This is a genomic window from Pseudomonas sp. v388, from assembly GCF_003935425.1.
Taxonomy (GTDB): domain Bacteria; phylum Pseudomonadota; class Gammaproteobacteria; order Pseudomonadales; family Pseudomonadaceae; genus Aquipseudomonas.
In genome coordinates this window covers 227226-245814 of sequence record NZ_RHQN01000006.1, presented here as the reverse complement: position 1 = coordinate 245814, position 18589 = coordinate 227226, and the positions used below count along the sequence as shown (strand labels likewise).

General features: G+C 60.4%; 16 protein-coding genes. 9 read left to right on the top strand and 7 right to left on the bottom strand.

Translation table 11 applies throughout. The features are described 5' to 3' along the window. Nucleotides 1-164: 164 nt before the first annotated feature. Entirely contained in the window at nt 165-3893 is a 3729-nt protein-coding gene (locus EGJ27_RS16000; protein WP_177523045.1) for an EAL domain-containing protein, read from the bottom strand. A 605-nt stretch (nt 3894-4498) separates the two neighbouring features. On the opposite strand from EGJ27_RS16000, the gene ettA reads away from it, so the two are divergent. After that, nucleotides 4499-6163: an energy-dependent translational throttle protein EttA gene (ettA, locus tag EGJ27_RS15995; protein ID WP_125831716.1), complete on the top strand. Its 1665-nt coding sequence runs from the start codon at nt 4499-4501 to the stop codon at nt 6161-6163. A 101-nt stretch (nt 6164-6264) separates the two neighbouring features. Here the strand turns inward: ettA and EGJ27_RS15990 are convergent, their stop codons facing one another. From EGJ27_RS15990 to EGJ27_RS15975, 4 genes are all read right to left on the bottom strand, one after another. Next, the gene (locus EGJ27_RS15990; RefSeq protein WP_125831715.1) at nt 6265-6765 is read right to left on the bottom strand and encodes a GreA/GreB family elongation factor; all 501 of its coding nucleotides are present in this window, start codon (nt 6763-6765) and stop codon (nt 6265-6267) included. Nucleotides 6766-6825: 60 nt separating this feature from the next. After that, nucleotides 6826-7173, bottom strand: a complete 348-nt coding sequence (locus tag EGJ27_RS15985) for a hypothetical protein (RefSeq protein WP_125831714.1) — start codon at nt 7171-7173, stop codon at nt 6826-6828. 115 nt (nt 7174-7288) lie between these two features. Continuing rightward, nucleotides 7289-9142, bottom strand: a complete 1854-nt coding sequence (locus tag EGJ27_RS15980) for a DUF4105 domain-containing protein (RefSeq protein WP_125831713.1) — start codon at nt 9140-9142, stop codon at nt 7289-7291. 61 nt (nt 9143-9203) lie between these two features. Beyond that, the gene (locus EGJ27_RS15975; RefSeq protein WP_125831712.1) at nt 9204-9692 is read right to left on the bottom strand and encodes a DUF3015 domain-containing protein; all 489 of its coding nucleotides are present in this window, start codon (nt 9690-9692) and stop codon (nt 9204-9206) included. A 350-nt stretch (nt 9693-10042) separates the two neighbouring features. On the opposite strand from EGJ27_RS15975, the gene EGJ27_RS15970 reads away from it, so the two are divergent. The 5 genes from EGJ27_RS15970 (at nt 10043) to EGJ27_RS15950 (ending at nt 14749) form a co-directional block, all read left to right on the top strand. After that, on the top strand, nt 10043-12478 hold the full coding sequence (locus EGJ27_RS15970; protein ID WP_125831711.1) for a Lon protease family protein: 2436 nt from the start codon (nt 10043-10045) through the stop codon (nt 12476-12478). 181 nt (nt 12479-12659) lie between these two features. After that, the gene (locus EGJ27_RS15965; protein ID WP_125831710.1) at nt 12660-12989 is read left to right on the top strand and encodes a hypothetical protein; all 330 of its coding nucleotides are present in this window, start codon (nt 12660-12662) and stop codon (nt 12987-12989) included. Nucleotides 12990-13088: 99 nt separating this feature from the next. After that, a complete protein-coding gene (locus EGJ27_RS15960; RefSeq protein ID WP_125831709.1) occupies nt 13089-13577 on the top strand; it encodes a TIGR00645 family protein in 489 nt (162 codons plus the stop codon). 127 nt (nt 13578-13704) lie between these two features. After that, complete coding sequence (locus tag EGJ27_RS15955) at nt 13705-14013, top strand: DUF6482 family protein (RefSeq protein WP_125831708.1); 309 nt, start codon at nt 13705-13707, stop codon at nt 14011-14013. A 118-nt stretch (nt 14014-14131) separates the two neighbouring features. Then, nucleotides 14132-14749, top strand: coding sequence for an FKBP-type peptidyl-prolyl cis-trans isomerase (locus tag EGJ27_RS15950; RefSeq protein ID WP_125831707.1), 618 nt, complete (start codon nt 14132-14134; stop codon nt 14747-14749). Between the two features lie 76 nt (nt 14750-14825). On the opposite strand, the gene EGJ27_RS15945 is transcribed toward EGJ27_RS15950, so the two are convergent. Continuing rightward, nucleotides 14826-15068, bottom strand: a complete 243-nt coding sequence (locus EGJ27_RS15945; RefSeq protein ID WP_125831706.1) for a hypothetical protein — start codon at nt 15066-15068, stop codon at nt 14826-14828. 170 nt (nt 15069-15238) lie between these two features. Further along, nucleotides 15239-16207 carry a polyprenyl synthetase family protein gene (locus tag EGJ27_RS15940; RefSeq protein ID WP_125831705.1) on the bottom strand — a complete coding sequence of 323 codons (969 nt, stop codon included), beginning with the start codon at nt 16205-16207 and terminating at the stop codon, nt 15239-15241. Nucleotides 16208-16448: 241 nt separating this feature from the next. On the opposite strand from EGJ27_RS15940, the gene rplU reads away from it, so the two are divergent. The 3 genes from rplU (at nt 16449) to cgtA (ending at nt 18500) form a co-directional block, all read left to right on the top strand. Beyond that, a complete protein-coding gene (gene rplU, locus EGJ27_RS15935) occupies nt 16449-16760 on the top strand; it encodes a 50S ribosomal protein L21 (protein ID WP_002551971.1) in 312 nt (103 codons plus the stop codon). Nucleotides 16761-16792: 32 nt separating this feature from the next. Beyond that, a complete protein-coding gene (gene rpmA / locus EGJ27_RS15930) occupies nt 16793-17068 on the top strand; it encodes a 50S ribosomal protein L27 (protein ID WP_002551972.1) in 276 nt (91 codons plus the stop codon). A gap of 208 nt (nt 17069-17276) precedes the next feature. Continuing rightward, complete coding sequence (cgtA, locus tag EGJ27_RS15925; RefSeq protein ID WP_125831704.1) at nt 17277-18500, top strand: Obg family GTPase CgtA; 1224 nt, start codon at nt 17277-17279, stop codon at nt 18498-18500. The last annotated feature ends 89 nt before the right edge of the window (nt 18501-18589 follow it).

The following is an 18589-nucleotide window of genomic DNA, read 5'->3' as shown; positions in this document are numbered from 1 at the left end:
AAAAGGGGGGCATTCTACCCCATCGGGTTTTATCTGGCATATGAAAGGCAGTCATGTGCCGGATGAATGGGGTGCAGGTTTTGTTGTAGGTGCGCGCATCGGTTCTGCTGCCGCTCTGTAGCAGATCGCCAGCCAGTTGGCTCCTACAAGCGGTGTATTTCTGCTCAGTCGAACATGAACAACGCGTCGTTGCTGAATTGCGCTTCGAACTGGCTGGCGGGCATCGGGCGGCCGAAGAGGTAGCCCTGGACTTCGTCGCAGTCGTGCTGGCGCAGGAACTCCAGCTGTTCGTGGGTCTCGACGCCCTCGGCGATCACGGCCAGGTTCAGACTGTGGGCCATGGCGATGATGGCGCGGGCGATCTGGGCGTCCTGTTCACCGGATGGCAGGCCGTCGACGAAGGTGCGGTCGATCTTCAAGACGTCGATAGGGAACTGCTTGAGGTAGTTGAGCGACGAGTAGCCGGTGCCGAAGTCATCGACTGCAATGCTCAGGCCGAGCTTTTTCAGGCCGTCGAGGATCTGCATGGCCTCGCCGACTTCACGCATCAGGATGCTCTCGGTCAGCTCCAGTTCCAGGCAGGCCGGTGGCAGGCCGGTTTCGCCCAACATGCGGGCGATACGGTTGCCCAGTTGACCGTCCGAGAACTGCCGCGCCGAAATGTTGACCGACACCTTGGGGACCCGCACTTTCGCCATGTGCCAGCTCTTGAGCTGACGGCAGGCTTCGGCCAGCACCCAGTCGCCGACTTCCACTACCAGGCCCAGTTCTTCGAGCACCGGAATGAAGTCATTGGGCGGCACCAGCCCGCGCCGCGGATGGCGCCAGCGCAGCAGGGCTTCGGCACCGGTCAGCCGCTTGCCGTCACCGCTGAACTGCGGTTGGTAATAGAGGGTAAATTCCTGCTGTTCCAGGGCATGGCGCAGGTCGCTTTCCAGTTCCAGGCGCTCCAGCGCCGTGGCGTTCATGTCCGCCTGGTAGAACTGGAAGTTATTCTTGCCACGCTCTTTGGCGTGGTACATCGCCGTGTCGGCGTTCTTCATCAGCTGGCTCAGTTCGTGGCCGTCCTGCGGGCTCAGGGCGATGCCGATACTGGCGGTCACGAAGAACTCCCGGCCTTCCAGCACGAATGGCGTGACCAGACTGTTGAGGATCTGCTCGGCCACGTGAATGGCGCGGTTGAGCGCGATGTCGCGGGTTGCGCCCGGCTGCAGCAGCAAGGTGAACTCGTCGCCACCCATGCGCGCCACGGTGTCGTCGTTGGCGACACAGGCGAGCAGGCGGGTTGCCATTTCCTGAAGCATCCGGTCGCCGGCCGCGTGACCGAGCGAGTCGTTGATCGGTTTGAAACGGTCCAGATCGAGGAACATCAGCACCACCCAGGCCTGCTGCCGTTCGGCATGTTGCAGCGCAGAATGCAGGCGGTCCTGGAACAGCGTCCGGTTGGGCAGAAGAGTCAGTGCGTCGTAATAGGCCAGGCGGTGGATGTGTTTTTCACTGGCCTTGCGTTCGCTGATGTCACTGAAAAAACACACGTAGCTGGCCAGGTCGCCTTCGTCGTCGACCACGGCGGTGATGCCCACCCAGGCCGGATACTCCTCGCCGTTGCGCCGCCTGAGGCTGATCTCGCCTTCCCAGGTACCGGTCTCATTCAGCTCTTTGAGGATGTAGCGCAAATGAGTCCGCTGCTCGCCCTCGACCGTCAGCAAGCCAGGCAACTGGTCAAGAACCTGCGACGCTTCATAGCCGCTCACTCGCGTGAACGCCTCGTTGACCTGCACGATATAGCCCGCCGGGTCGGTGATCAGAATCGCCGAAGTCGAGTGCTCGAATACGGTGGCGGCCATGCGCAGGTCTTTTTCGGCCCGACGTTGCTGGCTGATATCGCGGCCGACGCCGAGCACGCCTTCGAAGGTGCCGTGCTCATCCCAGACCAGCACCAGGCGCAGCTCTATGGGAATCTTGCGGCCATCGGCGCGCAGGGAGTCGAACAGAAACAGTTGGGTCGGAATCTCGGTGCGCAGCGCAGCCAGCGCTCGAGGCGAGTCCAGCACTTTGCGAATGCGCGCCAACAGGGCATTGAGGCCGGCCATCTGCTGTGGATTGGCAACTGTCGAGTCCCAGCCATGCTGGATGATCCATTCAGCGTCGTAGCCCAGAACGCCCAGGACCGATGGGCTGACATAGTTGGTCTTGAGCGTGTTGTCGGTAGAGAAAATGACGTCGCTGATGCTTTCGGCGAGCATGCGATAGCGTTGTTCACTGTCGCGCAGTGACTGGCTGGCCGAAACCTGCTCGGTGATGTCTTTCGCCACACCGATGATCCGCGTGACCAGATTGTCCCGGTTGCGGGCCAGAGCCTGTTCGCGAATATCGAAGCAGCGCCAGCGGTTGTCACTGTCGCGAAACCGCAATACGCACTCGGACAGCTCGTTGTGCCCGTGATGACGCTGGCGCAGGCGCATGTCCTGGTAGACCTTGGCGTCTTCGGGATGCAGCAAAATCTCCCAGAAAAACTCGCCCATGGTGTGCAGCTGGGTCCTGCTGTAGCCCAGCGTCTGGCCCAGGTGGTGGTTGCTGTAGATCATCCGTTGGCTCAGCACGTCCTGCACATACAGATGATCGGGCACGGTGCGCACCACATCCGACCAGAAGCTTTCGCGCTCCTGCAGCGACAGTTCGATCTGCTTGCGGCTGGTGATGTCGCCGATGCTGAGAATCACGGCGTCAAAGTCGGCGCGGGTTTCCGGCAGGCGTAGAACCAGCCACAGGTGCTGGTCCTGACCGTGTTCGCGGGTGATGCGGATTTCCAGTTCGAGCCGCGCCTGTTTGTCCAGCATCGCCTCTATGATCTGCACGCCGATGCCGGGGCTGGCCCGCGACTCGCCTTCGATCAACTGCCGCCAGGCCTGTTCTGTACAGGTGACGTTGAGCAGATCGAGGGCGACCTGGTTGACCTCGGTGATGCGCAGTTGCTGAAGCAACCGCTTGGCATGCCCTGAGTGAAGTTTGAACAGCTGCTCGAGATCGTCGCGGGTCCGAATCTGCAAGGCTTCCAGTTGCTCGGGCAGGCCCGAGATGTCCAGCACGCAGATCGCCACGCCGGCGCCTTCGAAAATGTCCCGATAGCGGCGACGGCTTTCCAGCAACTGGCGCTGGCGGCGACGCAGGCTCAGCAGGGTGGCCAATGGCAGGATGGCGAACAGCAGACCGACCATGGCTTTGCCGATCAGCGGCGCGACGAGTTCCTGGCGGGCCTTGTGAGCGTCGAACAGGCCCCGCAACTGCCAGTCGCTATTGCTTAGCGGTTGCAACAGCACGGTCTCGGGTTGTCCTCCCTCGGCCTCGTCATTTGAGGAAGCTTCGCGCAGCAGCGTCCGTTGTGTGCTGCGTTCTTCCAGCTGCCAGAGGTGCTGGGCATCTTGCCTGGGCTGGACGATCAATGTCTTGAGGATATCCGGATCGAGTCGGGCGACCCAGTAGGCGCCGCTGGCGCTGCCGGTCTGGCGCAGCAGCAGATAAACGAGCGAAGCGTCTTCGGATGAACGGTAGAAATAGGGCCGGTCTGCGGCTTGGGCAAGCGTGCTCTTGAGAAAGGCGGCGTCGCGAGCCCGTGCGCTGTCATTGATGACATCGCCGGCCGAGGTCAGCCAGGCGATGCTGCGCAAGGAGGGCAGGGTTTCGCTCAGGCCGATCACCGTTTGCGGTTGCTCCAGCCGGACGCCCGAAGAAGCGGCTTCTTCCAGCAGATTGACGGTGACCTGAGCGTTGAGCGCCATGTTCAGGCTCAGCCGGTCCGCCTGTTGGAGGCTGTGATCCAGGCTGCGCTGGCGTTGCCTGTCCTGGGTTTGATGGAACTGATCGACCTGCTGCCAGATCAGCAGCGCAAGCATCAGCAACACCAGCACGGCCAACGCGCCCCGTAGCGAGCCATGTAATGGCCTGACGCTGCCGCTGGAGAGGCTCGTGGGCGATGAGGGCGATGTTGTAGGCAAACCGTTGCTCCTGACTACTGGACTGAAGCAGCGAATACGTTATGCCTGACGCCCAGAGGGCGCATAGCATGCCTTGAGTTGTGGCAGAGTGCCAGACCCCGTTGGCCGGATCGTTTGCCCTGCAGGCTGCATTCGGGTAGCTTTACGCAAGTCCGACTCCTGCATTAGTGAATCCACTGTGTGCACATATCGATCCAGTTTCAGATCTGCCCGCATGCCGAAGTCGGTTTCCCGCCTGCCTTGATTCAAGGCGCGGAATGCCCGGGCGGCAAGTCCGGCAGGCAAATAAAAGCTTTTTTCAGGGCAGGGCCACAAGGGTGCTCTAAAAACGTAGGCAAGGCAGTCAGCGCAAGGCAAGAACAGGCGAAAAAGCGCAGTTTACCGGTTGTAAATGAGCATTTTGAGCCTGTTTTCAAAGCAGCGATGGCAACGCAGGTAGTTTTTAGTGGTGTCCTTGGGCTCCGTCTCATCCCTCCTTATCGCAGACGCTAGGTTTTCATTCCATGGCTCAATACGTCTACACCATGCATCGGCTGAGCAAAGTTGTGCCGCCGAAGCGTGAAATCCTGAAGAACATTTCCCTGTCTTTTTTCCCCGGCGCCAAGATCGGCGTACTGGGCCTCAACGGTTCGGGCAAGTCGACCCTGTTGAAAATCATGGCCGGCGTCGACACCGAGTTCGACGGCGAAGCGCGTCCGATGCCGGAGCTCAACGTAGGTTATCTGCCGCAAGAGCCACAGCTTGACCCCAACAAGACCGTTCGTGAAGTGGTCGAGGAAGCGGTCAGCGTCATCAAGGACGCCCAGGCGCGTCTGGACCAGGTCTACGCCGAATACGCCGAGCCGGACGCCGACTTCGACAAGCTGGCGGCCGAGCAGGCCAAGCTGGAAGCGATCCTGCAGGCCAGTGACGGTCACAACCTAGAGCGTCAGCTGGAAGTCGCCGCCGATGCGCTGCGTCTACCGGCCTGGGACGCCAAGGTGTCCGTGCTGTCTGGTGGTGAGAAGCGCCGCGTGGCGCTGTGCCGCCTGCTGCTGTCTGCGCCGGACATGCTGCTGCTCGACGAGCCGACCAACCACCTGGACGCCGACTCGGTGGCCTGGCTCGAACACTTCCTGCACGACTTCCCGGGCACCGTGGTTGCGATCACGCACGACCGTTACTTCCTGGACAATGTTGCCGGCTGGATTCTGGAACTGGACCGCGGCGCCGGCATTCCTTACGAAGGCAACTATTCGGGCTGGCTGGAAGCCAAGTCGGATCGTCTGGCCCAGGAATCCAAGCAGCAGAGCGCTCACGAGAAGGCCATGAAGGACGAGCTGGAATGGGTCCGCAAGGGCGCCAAGGCACGTCAGTCCAAGTCCAAGGCTCGTCTGCAACGCTTCGAAGAAATGCAGTCGCAGGAATTTCAGAAGCGCAGTGAGACCAACGAGATCTACATCCCGGCCGGTCCGCGTCTGGGTGACAAGGTCATCGAATTCAAGAACGTCACCAAAGGCTATGGCGACCGCGTGCTGATCGACAACCTGTCGTTCTCCATGCCCAAGGGCGCGATTGTTGGCGTGATCGGCGGTAACGGCGCCGGTAAATCGACCCTGTTCCGCATGCTGATGGGCAAGGAAACGCCTGATTCGGGCAGCATCGAAATCGGCGAAACCGTACAGCTGGCCTGTGTGGACCAGAGCCGTGACGATCTGGACGGCAGCAAGTCGGTGTTCCAGGCCGTTTCCGATGGCTCGGATGTGATCCGCATCGGTAACTATGAAATCCCGTCGCGTACCTACGTCGGTCGTTTCAACTTCAAGGGTGGCGACCAGCAGAAGTTCGTCAAGGACCTGTCCGGTGGTGAGCGCGGTCGTCTGCATTTGGCGCTGACGCTCAAAGAGGGCGGCAACGTCCTGCTGCTCGACGAACCGTCCAACGACCTCGACGTTGAAACCCTGCGTTCCCTGGAAGAAGCTTTGCTCGACTTCCCGGGCGCCGCGATTGTGATCTCCCACGATCGGTGGTTCCTTGACCGCGTGGCTACCCACATCCTGGCGTACGAAGACGACTCGCAAGCCGTCTTCTTCGAAGGCAACTACACCGAGTACGAAGCCGACCGCAAGAAACGCCTGGGCGAGGCCGCCACCATGCCGCACCGCGTGCGTCACAAGAAGCTGGCGTAATCCAAAACCCTTCGTCGTATCGCCGCCCGCTGCGGGCCGCGATCCGACGAAGGGACCGCTGGTCACGCAGCAGATTTACGGTTCACGCCGACGCGTCAAACTCACCCCTCATCCGCCTCGATCAACACCACTTCGATCATCTGATCGCCCGCCGGACGCTTCCACAGCACTTCATCGCCCACCTGCGCTCCCAGCAAAGCGCGGCCAAGTGGCGAGCCCCAATTGATCAAGCCCTGACCGGCATTGGCCTGGTCTTCTCCCACCAGTTGCACCCGCTGCCGCTTGTCATCTTCATCTGCGAAGGTCACCCAGCTGCCGATCTGCACCTTGTCGGTGGACAGCGCTGGCGTGACGACCTGAGCCGTTTGCAAGCGTTGGGTGTAGTAGCGCAGATCGCGTTCCAGATCCGCCACCCGCTGTTTATCGGACGTATCACCCAATGCTGTCTGGGCGCTGTGCTGGACCTGCAAACTGCGCACCTGCTTTTGCAGCAGCACCAGGCCGCGGGCGGTGACGTAGTTGGGTTGGTTGCTGACCAGACGCTCGACCGGTTGGCTGGCATCGGCGGCGGCGTTGTCTTCGTTGACGAATGCGCGACTCATAACGTTCCTCCCTCAATAGAGGTTGGGCCATGTGCGCAACCGATTGGTTTCGTCGGATGTCTAGCGCGGTCGGTAAGCCTCGCTGGCGCTGCGGGATTTTTCGCGTTCCCAGTCCCGGTCCCGATCGCTCAAACCGGCAGGCGTTCTGTCGCGGCTATCCTGCATGGCCTGGCATTGGCGAAAGCCATCGGCCCAGCCCTGGGAGTAGAGCGAATCTTTCAGAAAGCGGGGCGCGTCCTTCTTGAATTCCCCACCAATCGCGCCGGCCGCCTGACGGCCACTGCCACATCCATCCTGATACCCGTCGGCAAACGCGGGCGGATAACCCTCGGCCAGCAGTTGATCACGGGTGGACTGACAACCTGCCAGCCCGACGGCCAGCGACAACAACACCCAACGCAGCTTCATGGTGGCTTCCTCTTGTATGAGAGGAGTCTAGAAGGCAATTTGTGACTTATTTGTAAAAAATAGGTGGGTGCAAGGAATGGTTGCTGCCGCTGCGCGCCAGATCGCCAGCAAGACATCAATAGTGATACCACTTCACCTCGAGCATCACTTCATTCTGCGGTGAGCTCAGATGAGTGAATTCGCGCTGAGCGCTAAGCCGCAGGCCCAGGTTGCGCGACAGTTCCCATTGCTGGTTGAGGCTGATGCTGCGGCGAACCTCGCCATTGGCGAAGTAATCGCCTTTGGCTTCCAGACTCAGGTTGCCCAGCGGATTGCGCCACAACACGCCGGTGTTGAACCCGGCCGCGGGCGAAATGAATTCGGCGAAGTCATTGTTGTGTTCGAGGCGTGCCGTGCCCAGCGCAAAGCCCAGCACTTCATCGCCCAGCTGCCACGTGCCGCCGGCGCCACCGTTGACATGGCTGACCAGATTTTCATCCCCGTGCTTGCCGGGCACTCGCTCCAGGCCGCCGGTGACTTGCCATGACCAGGGTTGCAGCAGCGCATTGCGAGGCGTCAACGAGCGGATGGTGGCCAGATCCAGCTGCTGAACCTGCCAGTCATTGCCTTCGTATTGACGCAACTTGAGCTGCAGGATTTCGATCTGCGCGCCGAGCGGAAAACCGTAAGCGTTGTCATTCAGATCGTGATAGGCCATGCGCAGGCCGTATTCGGCGAATGCCCGATCATCCCGACTGCCCACGCCCAGCTGCCAGGTGCGGGACTCATGGCCCTCTTCGGGCAGGCCGGGCTGCGCAATGTCCAGCTCCGGCGGTGGGTTGCGGTTGATCGCCTGCAACAGCTCGAAGCTGCGCTGGGACCGGTTAGCGTCGCGCTCCAGGCCGTTGGCGCGATAGCGCTCCAGGCGATAGGCCGCATCCTGGATCAGCGCCTGACGCTCTTTGGGCAGTGCAAGGTAATCGGCAGCCTTGAGGCGGGTCTGATCGGCGCTGACCTTCAAGACCCACTGCTGTTCGTCATCACTCAGCGGTTCGGCGCGGCTGAGCAGTTCACGCTCACGGGAAGGGCGATAGACCGTCTTTTCCACAAGGCCCGCGGCCTTGATGGCTTTCACGGTATCGGTCGGAATGGCGGTCAGGCCGAACTGGTCTGTCAGCTTCAGGCCGGGCCTTGCGACCTGCAATAGTTCGAGCAGGCGATACGAGCAGTTTTCATCGAAGAAAAAGTAGCTGAAGCGGATCTGTTTCAGCTCCCAGACGTGCTCGACCATGCGCCCGGTTTCCTCGGGCGTCAGGTTCAGCCGGTATTCCCACAGGTCGCGGTTCTCCAGGCTACGGTATTCCGACAGTTTTTCCTGATAGGGCACCAGCGCGAACAGGCCCGGATAGCCGCCCATCAGGCCTTTCCAGGCATACAGGATGCTGTTGTCCATGCCCTCGATGTAGGCGCCGAAGTTGATTGCGTAGCTGAGCAGCGTGGTGTCGTTGGTCCTGGCGCTGGCCGGGTCAATGCGCAGCAGCGTGTGGCCGAACATCGACGAAGGGCTGTTGAGGTAGGCCGCCGGAAAGATCAACACCGTGCTGTCCGGCGCAACATCCTTGAACCAGCTTTTGTAGTCCTTGCAGTCCGGTGCCGGAAGGTCGGTCAGTTTCAGCTCATCGCGCAACCAGCGAGTGCGCGCCGGGTAAACGCATTGAGCGTGGGCCTGAGCGTCGCCGACCGGGGCGTAGAGGGCCTTGAGGGTCGCGCTCAGCTCGGCTTGCGGATCAGGGGCGCCGTCTGCCGCGAGAAAGAATTTGGGGTCGTCGACATAGCTGCGCCAGCCGCCCAGCTTGCCGGCTTCATAGTGGCCCAGTGAAAGCCAGAACGGTTGGTTGGCCAATTGCTGCAAACGGTCGGCCGCCACTTGGGGCATGGCGGACAGTGGGGCGCAGACAAAGAGCGCCAGGTACGCAAGACGTTTGAGCATAGAGGGCAACTAGATCAGAAATGAGAGAACCGCTCCCCGGAACGGGGAGCGGTCAGCGACTTTAAGCCTGGGTAGCGTATTTGGCCAGGGTCGGGTCGTTTTTCAGCACCGCATTGGTGTTGTTGTGGACGTCTTCAGCAGTGGCGTCGGCCTTGGTGAAGATCTGCGAGAAATGCTCGTGGGTGACTGCGGCGAAATGCGCACGGTCTTCAGGTGCAACGCCCAACACGACCGCGTAGGTGGTCAAGGCTTCGCCCTTGCCCATGGCCATGTCCTTGGACAGCTCGTCCATCATGCCATTCATGGCCAGCCAGGACTTGCCGCCGTAGGTCAGCGCGCTGTTGGTGGAGCAGCCATTGGTGCCCGAGGTCATGCCGAAGGTGGCGTTACCGGACGTACCGTTGGTGGTGGAAGCCAGGAAGTGAGCCGGCGTGCCGCGCTGGCCTTCGAACAACATGTTGCCCCAGCCGCAGTCCGGGCCGCCCGGTGCTTGAGCCATTGCGTTGATGGAAACAGCGGTGAAGAGCGTACCAAGAAGAATCCGTTTCATAGCTTATTCTCTATTTATTCAACCAAGGGTCGGGGTTCTTGACGCAATCCGGCTCGAAACTGGTTGTGCCTGGCTCTGCAGCTTGAACAACAGAACTTGGTTCACCGATGACAGGCCGAACGGCTCATCAAGTCAGATGGCCATCAAATAATCATCTGCGCACGTTGGAGTTTAGGCAGGTTCCCGGGGTTCCGTGGATTATTGCAATTTGTTGCCCGAAAAGCGTCGGTACCCTCGTCGTGGCCCGTGTTTGCGCATGCGCCAGCCATTCAGGGTTTTCCTGTCTTGCAACTGGCGTCCGGCGAGCGCCAGAATGCCGACATCTGCCCCGCCTGATGTAAGGAACACTGATGCCCGATTCTGTCGCAGCCAGCCTTCGTCTAGCGCCTCACGCGCTGACACGTCCGTTTTCCGCTGAACAGTTCAGCTTTTCGACGACCAATGATCTGGAACCCTTTCGTGGCGTACTCGGCCAGGAGCGAGCCGTAGAAGCGCTGCAGTTCGGGGTCGCGATGCCACGCCCTGGTTACAACGTGTTCGTCATGGGCGAGCCCGGCACCGGCCGCTTTTCCTTCGTCAAGCGCTACCTCAAGGCCGAGGCCAAGCGCATGCAGACCCCGTCGGACTGGGTCTACGTCAATAATTTCGATGAGCCGCGCGAGCCGCGGGCGCTGGAGTTGCCTCCGGGCAGTGCTCACGAGTTCATGGCCGACATCGGCGGCCTGATCGACAACCTGCTGGCGACATTTCCCGCAGTATTCGAACACCCGTCCTACCAGCAGAAGAAAAGCGCCATTGATCGCGCGTTCAATCAGCGTTACGACAAGGCGCTGGATGTCATCGAGCGTCTGGCGCTCGAAAAGGGCATTGCGCTGTACCGCGACAGTTCCAACATCGCCTTCACGCCGATGGCGGACGGCAAGGCGCTGGACGAGGCCGAGTTTTCCCAATTGCCGGAAGCCGAACGCGAGCGCTTTCACGACGATATTTCCGGTCTCGAAGAGCGACTGAACGAAGAACTGGCCAGCCTGCCGCAGTGGAAGCGTGAGTCGAACAACCAGCTGCGTCAGCTCAATGAAGAAACCATCATCCTGACCCTGCAACCGCTGCTGGCGCCGCTGTCGGAGAAATATGCCGAGAACGCCGCCGTCTGCGCCTACCTGCAGGCGGTGCAGGTTTACCTGCTCAAGACTGTGGTCGAGCAACTGGTCGACGACAGCAAGACCGATGCCCAGGCGCGCAAGTTGCTTGAAGAGCAATACAGCCCCAGCCTGGTGGTTGGTCACACCCATGATGGCGGCGCGCCGGTAGTCTTCGAACCGCATCCGACCTATGACAACCTGTTTGGCCGCATCGAATACAGCACCGATCAGGGCGCGCTCTATACCACCTATCGGCAGTTACGCCCCGGTGCACTGCATCGCGCCAATGGCGGTTTCCTGATTCTGGAAGCGGAGAAGATGCTCAGCGAGCCGTTCGTCTGGGACGCGCTCAAGCGCACGCTCCAGTCGCGCAAATTGAAGATGGAGTCACCGCTGGGCGAGCTGGGGCGCGTCGCCACTGTGTCCCTGACGCCGCAGGTCATTCCCTGGAACGTCAAGATCGTCATCATCGGTGCGCGGTCGTTGTACTACACCCTGCAAGACCTGGACCCGGACTTCCAGGAAATGTTTCGGGTGCTGGTGGACTTCGACGAAGAAATTCCCATGGTCGACGAAACCCTGGAGCAGTTTGCCCAGCTGTTGAAGACGCGGACCTCGGAGGAGGGCATGGCGCCCTTGACCGCCGATGCCGTGGCGCGCCTGGCGACCTACAGCGCTCGGCTGGCCGAGCACCAGGGACGCCTGTCGGCCCGGATCGGCGACCTTTTTCAACTGGTCAGCGAAGCGGATTTCATTCGCCAGCTGGCCAGCGACGAACAGACCGATGCCGGCCATATCGAACGTGCGCTCAAAGCCAAGGCCACTCGCACCGGGCGCGTGTCCGCCCGGATTCTGGATGACATGCTGGCCGGTATCATTCTGATCGACACGGACGGCGCTGCGGTAGGCAAGTGCAACGGCCTGACCGTGCTGGAAGTCGGGGACTCGGCCTTTGGTGTGCCGGCGCGCATTTCCGCCACGGTGTATCCGGGCGGCAGCGGCATTGTCGATATCGAACGCGAGGTCAACCTCGGCCAGCCGATTCATTCCAAGGGCGTGATGATCCTGACCGGGTATCTGGGCAGTCGCTATGCCCAGGAATTCCCGCTGGCGATTTCCGCCAGCATTGCGCTGGAACAGTCCTACGGCTATGTCGACGGAGACAGCGCTTCACTGGGTGAAGTCTGCACACTGATTTCGGCCTTGTCCCGCACGCCGCTCAAGCAGTGCTTTGCGATCACCGGTTCGATCAACCAGTTCGGTGAAGTGCAGGCGGTAGGCGGCGTCAACGAGAAGATCGAAGGCTTCTTCCGGCTGTGCGAAGCGCGCGGTCTGACGGGGGAGCAGGGCGCGATCATTCCCAAGGCCAACGTTGCCACGTTGATGCTGGATGAACGCGTGCTGCAAGCCGTGCGCGCCGGTCAGTTCCACGTCTACGCCGTCAGCCAGGCTGACGAGGCGCTGAGCCTGCTGGTGGGCGAAGCGGCTGGCGAGCCCGACGAGAACGGCGAGTTTCCCGAAGGCAGCGTCAATGCACGAGTGGTGGAGCGCCTGCGCGATATCTCGCAGATGCTCAGCGATGAGGACCTCAAGGACGAACTGGAAAAGGAGCCTGCGCAGCTGCAACCCGAACTCAAGGCCTGACCGCTTTCGGGCCGGGTGTCGGGCGATCTTCGGGTCGTCCGGCTCCCGTTCATCCGGCGTGCTTTCCGTGCGCCACTTTTCTTCTATCCTGAATTATCACAAGAGTGGCCGGACAAACCGGCGCACCCTCCGCTTCCGCTCAAGCAGGGAGGTGAAGACTATCACTCGCGAGGAACTCGCCATGTCGCGTAGCCTCTGTCTTACCCGTCAATGCCTTGGGCTGATGACCCGAATCGAGTGTTCGGTTCGCCCGCTGTGTGGTGAAAACGGCATGTGGATGCTGTTGTTTGCCGCCGGCATGTCCGGCGAACAGCCGTCGGCGATCAAATCCCAAGGGCCGTTCAACGGTCTTCCCGCCGCCGAAGGCGTGCTCACCGCCATCGCTGAAAGCCTGGCACTGCACGGCTACCAGCTCAGCGATGACATCCCGATCTGGAGCCTGCACCTGCAAAGCGAGCTGCGCCGGATCAACAACGACCTGTCAGGCTACCAGCGCTCCTCTCCCTTCTGATCGACTGGCCTGATTGCTGCGTTATTTCGTCGCAGGGTTAGAGTCGACTGTTCCCGCTGATATACTCGCCCGTCATTTTTCATTCTCTGGCGAGTCGCAATGGAACGTTTTTTTGAAAATGCCATGTACGCATCGCGGTGGCTGCTGGCGCCGATCTACTTTGGCCTTTCTCTTGGATTGCTGGCGCTGGGCCTGAAGTTCTTCCAGGAGATCTTCCACGTCCTGCCCAACATCTTTGCGCTTGCTGAAGCCGAGCTGATCCTGGTACTGCTGTCGCTGGTCGACATGGCCCTGGTTGGCGGCCTGCTGGTGATGGTGATGATCTCCGGCTACGAGAACTTCGTATCCCAGCTCGATATCGATGAAGACAAGGAAAAGCTCAACTGGCTGGGCACCATGGATTCGTCTTCTCTGAAGATGAAAGTGGCTGCGTCCATCGTCGCCATCTCCTCGATCCACCTGCTGCGGGTGTTCATGGACGCCGCCAACATCGAAGCCGAGCACCTGAAGTGGTATGTGATCATTCACATGACCTTCGTGGTGTCTGCCTGTGCAATGGGTTACCTGGATAAAGTCACCAAGCACTGAGTCCGGTTGCACATGCCGCCCGCCTTGAGCTCGAACCGAGCCGGGCGGGCGGTTGCGTTTCTGGCATGTGCTTTGGGGATGCTGTAGAACAGGGGGGCATCTTCCCGGTCGCAGACGAGGCTCGTTCATGAACGTTCAGGAATTCACCCAGCACGCCCAGGCCGGGCGTGTGCGGGAACTCAATCTGATTTCCATCGAAGGCGGGATCTATCTGCTGGAAGTCTGTCTCGATGATGTGTCGCGGATGCTCAAGGCCCGCGATGGCAAAAGCCTGCACCTGCGCTCTGTCGAGCACGCGCGGGACCTGCTCAAGGATCTGCCGGTGATTCCGTTCTTTCTCGTGCATGCCGTCGCCCATGACGAGCTGTGCGGCATGCCGGCCAGCGAACCCTCTGTGATGCGCCTGCCGATCGCTTTTCACTCGGCCTGGTCTTGAGCTGTCGCAGCGTTGCGACCCGGCGCGGTAGGGTCTGAAAGGGCATCTGTGCTAGTCTGCTGGCCCTTTTATTCGGGGCGCACCGCCACAGACACGCGCCCCTCTGCGGAGCAGCGTCATGTCCGAAGTCAATTTGTCCACCGACGAAACCCGCGTCAGCTACGGCATCGGCCGTCAGCTGGGCGACCAACTGCGCGACAACCCGCCACCGGGCGTCGACCTGAATGCCATCGTGGCCGGTCTGACTGATGCGTTCAACGCTCAGCCGAGCCGTGTCGGTCAGGAAGAAATGTCCGCTGCCTTCAAGGCGATCCGCGAAATCATGCAGGCCGAAGCTGCCGTCAAGGCCGAACAGGCTGCGGGCGCGGGCCTGGCTTACCTGGCTGAGAATGGCAAGCGTGAAGGTGTGACCACCCTGGCTTCCGGTCTGCAATTCGAAGTGCTGACCACCGGTGATGGCGCCAAGCCCACCCGTGAAGACCAGGTGCGCACGCACTACCACGGCATGCTGATCGACGGCACTGTATTCGACAGCTCCTACGATCGTGGCGAGCCTGCTGAATTCCCGGTCGGTGGTGTGATTGCCGGCTGGACCGAAGCGCTGCAACTGATGAACGCCGGCAGCAAGTGGCGTCTGTACGTGCCAAGCGAGCTGGCCTACGGCGCGCAAGGCGTGGGCAGCATCCCGCCGCACAGCGTGCTGGTGTTCGACGTGGAGCTGCTGGCCGTTCTGTAACGGCTGGTCGGCTACCCATGCTTGCCGGGCGAATCCTGTGGACTCACCCGGCATCAGCTTTGCGGTGGCGTCATCTTCAGTGCAACTCCCCCATCGGGCGCAACGCCCGGGCATAGCAGAACAGAAACAGATTGCGCACCATTTCCTTGAGTACCACCGGCTCGCTTGAGCTGAGACTGTGCACGTCCAGGTCGCCCTGATCCCGTAGCTCCTCCAGTGCTTCTTCCTCAAGTACAGCGCACACCTCGCCGGTTTCCCGGTGCAGGATACGCAGGTAAGGATGTGGGCGGTCCAGCCATGCATCGATCAAATAAGTCATGTCTCATCTCCTGTAGCGGTTAGATGAGAATAATTCCTATCAAGATAATAGCAAGCTTCTATTTGAGATTAATTCGCATTTTGCGCCGAACGGTTGATTCGTGTCAGCGGGAGCGCGATGGCAATAAAAAACCCGTCACAAGGACGGGTCTTTTCAAGCAGCTGAATCGATCAGTGCGTGCGGGCTACTGCGAATTCGCTCAGCTCCACCAACGCGTCGCGGTACTCGCTTGGCGGCAGCGTTTCCAGGCAGGCGATGGCGCGTGCGGCGAAATCGCGGGCCAGCCGGGCGGTGTAGTCCAGGGCGCCGGCGCTCTCGACGGCATTGCGGATGCTTTCGAGATCTTCCAGGCCGCCTTTCTGAATAGCCTGGCGGACCAGGGCCGCCTGTTCGGGCGTGCCTTCGCGCATGGTGTAGATCAGCGGCAGGGTAGGCTTGCCCTCGGCCAGATCGTCACCGACGTTCTTGCCCAAAGTCTCGGCATCGCCACGGTAATCGAGCAGGTCGTCGACCAGCTGGAACGCAACGCCCAGGTGATCGCCGAAGGTACGCAGCGCTTCGCTCTGCTCCGGGGTCGCCTGGCACAAAGCCGCAGCGCTGTGAGTAGAGGCCTCGAACAGCATGGCGGTCTTGCCGCGGATGACCTCCATGTAGGTTTCTTCGGTGGTGCTGGCGTCACGGACCTTGGAAAGCTGCAGCACTTCGCCTTCGGCGATCACGCGGGTGGCCTTCGACAGGATCTGCATGACCGGCATCGAACCCAGCTCGACCATCATTTCGAACGAGCGGGAATAAAGGAAATCGCCGACCAGTACGCTGGGCGCATTGCCCCACAGGGCGTTGGCGGTGGAGCGGCCACGACGCATGCCGGACATGTCGACGACGTCGTCATGCAGCAGCGTGGCGGTGTGCAGGAATTCGATGGTGGCGGCCAGCAGGCGCAGATCGTCGCCTTCACGGCCAAGCGCCTTGCCACACAGCAGAACCAGCAGCGGACGCAGTCGTTTGCCGCCGGCGGACGTGATGTAATCGCCGATTTTCGAGACCAGCGGTACACGCGACGTCAGCTGCTTCTTGATGATAAGGTCAACGGCACTAAAGTCGTCCGCCACCGCGCGGTAGAAGGCTTGGGGTTGCATCAGCGACACGTGCTCCGGATAGGTTGCGCCGCATGCTAGGTCGCGGGTCAGGGCGTGTCAAGGCATGACGAGCGGCCCCTTGCAAGCGCTGTGGTCCTTGCGTACAATCGCGCACCCTAACTTTCCTGGGCAGCACCTGCCTTACGCAATTGCACAACGGGCCGTTCCAGCCCTGTGCAGCCATGCCAGCCGATACTCTTCTTATAAAGAGCTGGGTGAGCAGGATTTTCGGAGAAATACCATGTACGCAGTAATTGTTACCGGTGGCAAGCAGTACAAAGTCGCCCCAGGTGAATACCTGAAAATCGAAAAACTGGAAATCGCTACTGGCGAATCCGTCACTTTTGACCGCGTCCTGCTGGTTGGTAACGGCGACGACGTCAATATCGGTGCTCCAGTGGTTGCTGGCGCTACCGTCGTGGCTGAAGTAGTTTCGCAAGGTCGTCACGATAAGGTTCGCATCATCAAGTTCCGTCGTCGTAAGCACCACATGAAGCGTATGGGCCACCGCCAGTGGTACACCGAGATCAAAATCACAGGTATTCAGGCTTAATTCAGCCTAATCCTCATTTGGAGAATTGACTCATGGCACACAAAAAAGCTGGTGGTAGTACCCGTAACGGTCGCGACTCAGAAGCCAAACGCCTTGGTGTGAAGATGTATGGCGGCCAGGCTATCATTCCTGGCAACATCATCGTGCGTCAGCGCGGCACCCAATTCCACGCTGGCTACGGCGTTGGCATGGGTAAAGATCACACTCTGTTCGCTAAAGTCGAAGGCGTGATCAAGTTTCAGGTCAAAGGCGCCTTCGGTCGTCGCTACGTGAGCATCGTTCCGAAGACTGAAGTCTCCGCAGCGTAATCACGCAGTAGCTGAAAAGCCCTGTCTTGCGACGGGGCTTTTTTGTTTGTAGAGGTAGGTGAGTCTCTTGCAAAGCTGTTTGTGCGGGCTGTTGTGATGTTGACCCTTGAGGTCACTGGTTTCTGATCGGTATCGCAACGCTCATCTTTGCAAGAGTCTTATGTAATTTATGTGGTTCTGCTCGTCCCTGTGGCGGGAGGCGTGCGTTATGAAATTTGTAGATGAAGTATCCATTCGAGTAAAAGCCGGCGACGGCGGCAACGGTTGCATGAGCTTCCGTCGCGAGAAATTCATCGAGAACGGTGGTCCGAACGGTGGTGACGGCGGCGACGGCGGCTCGGTCTACATGATCGCCGACGAAAACCTGAACACCCTGGTCGACTACCGCTACACTCGTCACTTCGACGCCGAGCGCGGTTCCAATGGTGGCAGCACCGACTGCACCGGGCGCAAGGGCGAGGAACTGGTGTTGCGGGTGCCGGTCGGCACCACCATCATCGATGCGACCACCCAGGAAATCATCGGTGACCTGACCAAGGCCGGTCAGCGCATCATGGTTGCGCAGGGCGGCTGGCACGGATTGGGCAACACCCGTTTCAAATCCAGCACCAACCGTGCGCCACGCCAGACCACGCCGGGCAAGCCGGGCGATCAGCGTGACCTGAAGCTGGAATTGAAAGTGCTGGCGGACGTGGGTCTGCTGGGCTTGCCGAATGCCGGCAAGAGCACGTTCATTCGCTCGGTTTCGGCGGCCAAGCCAAAGGTTGCGGACTATCCGTTCACCACGCTGGTGCCGAACCTGGGTGTGGTCAGTGTCGATCGCTGGAAGAGCTTCGTGGTGGCGGACATCCCGGGTCTGATCGAAGGCGCTTCCGATGGCGCGGGCCTGGGCATTCGCTTCCTCAAACATCTGGCGCGTACCCGTCTGTTGCTGCACCTAGTCGACATGGCGCCGCTGGATGAAACCAGCGCTGCGGACTCGGCTGAAATCATCGTCAATGAGCTGGTCAAGTTCAGTCCGGCCCTGGCAGATCGTGATCGCTGGCTGGTGCTGAACAAGTGCGACCAGTTGCTCGAGGACGAGCAGGAAGCGCGCAAGCAGGAAATCGTCGAGCGCCTGGAGTGGACTGGTCCGGTGTACGTGATTTCGGCCATCTCCAAGCAGGGTACCGAGCAGTTGTCTCGCGACATCATGCGTTACCTCGAAGAGCGCAGTCTGCGCATTGCTGAGGAGCCTGGTTACGCTGAAGAGCTGGCCGAGCTGGATCAGCGCATCGAAGACGAGGCGCGTGCCCAGCTGCAGGCTCTGGATGATCAGCGTGCCCTGCGCCGTAGCGGCGTGAAGAGCGTGCATGACATCGGTGACGATGACTGGGATGAGGAAGATGTGGATGATGAAGATGGTCCGGAAATCATTTACGTCCGCGACTGATCGCTTGCAGTAAACTTGAACGCCGCTACCGAGTGATAGCGGCGTTTTTGTATCCCGAATTTGAAAACTCTCTGGCTAAGGTTGGAAGA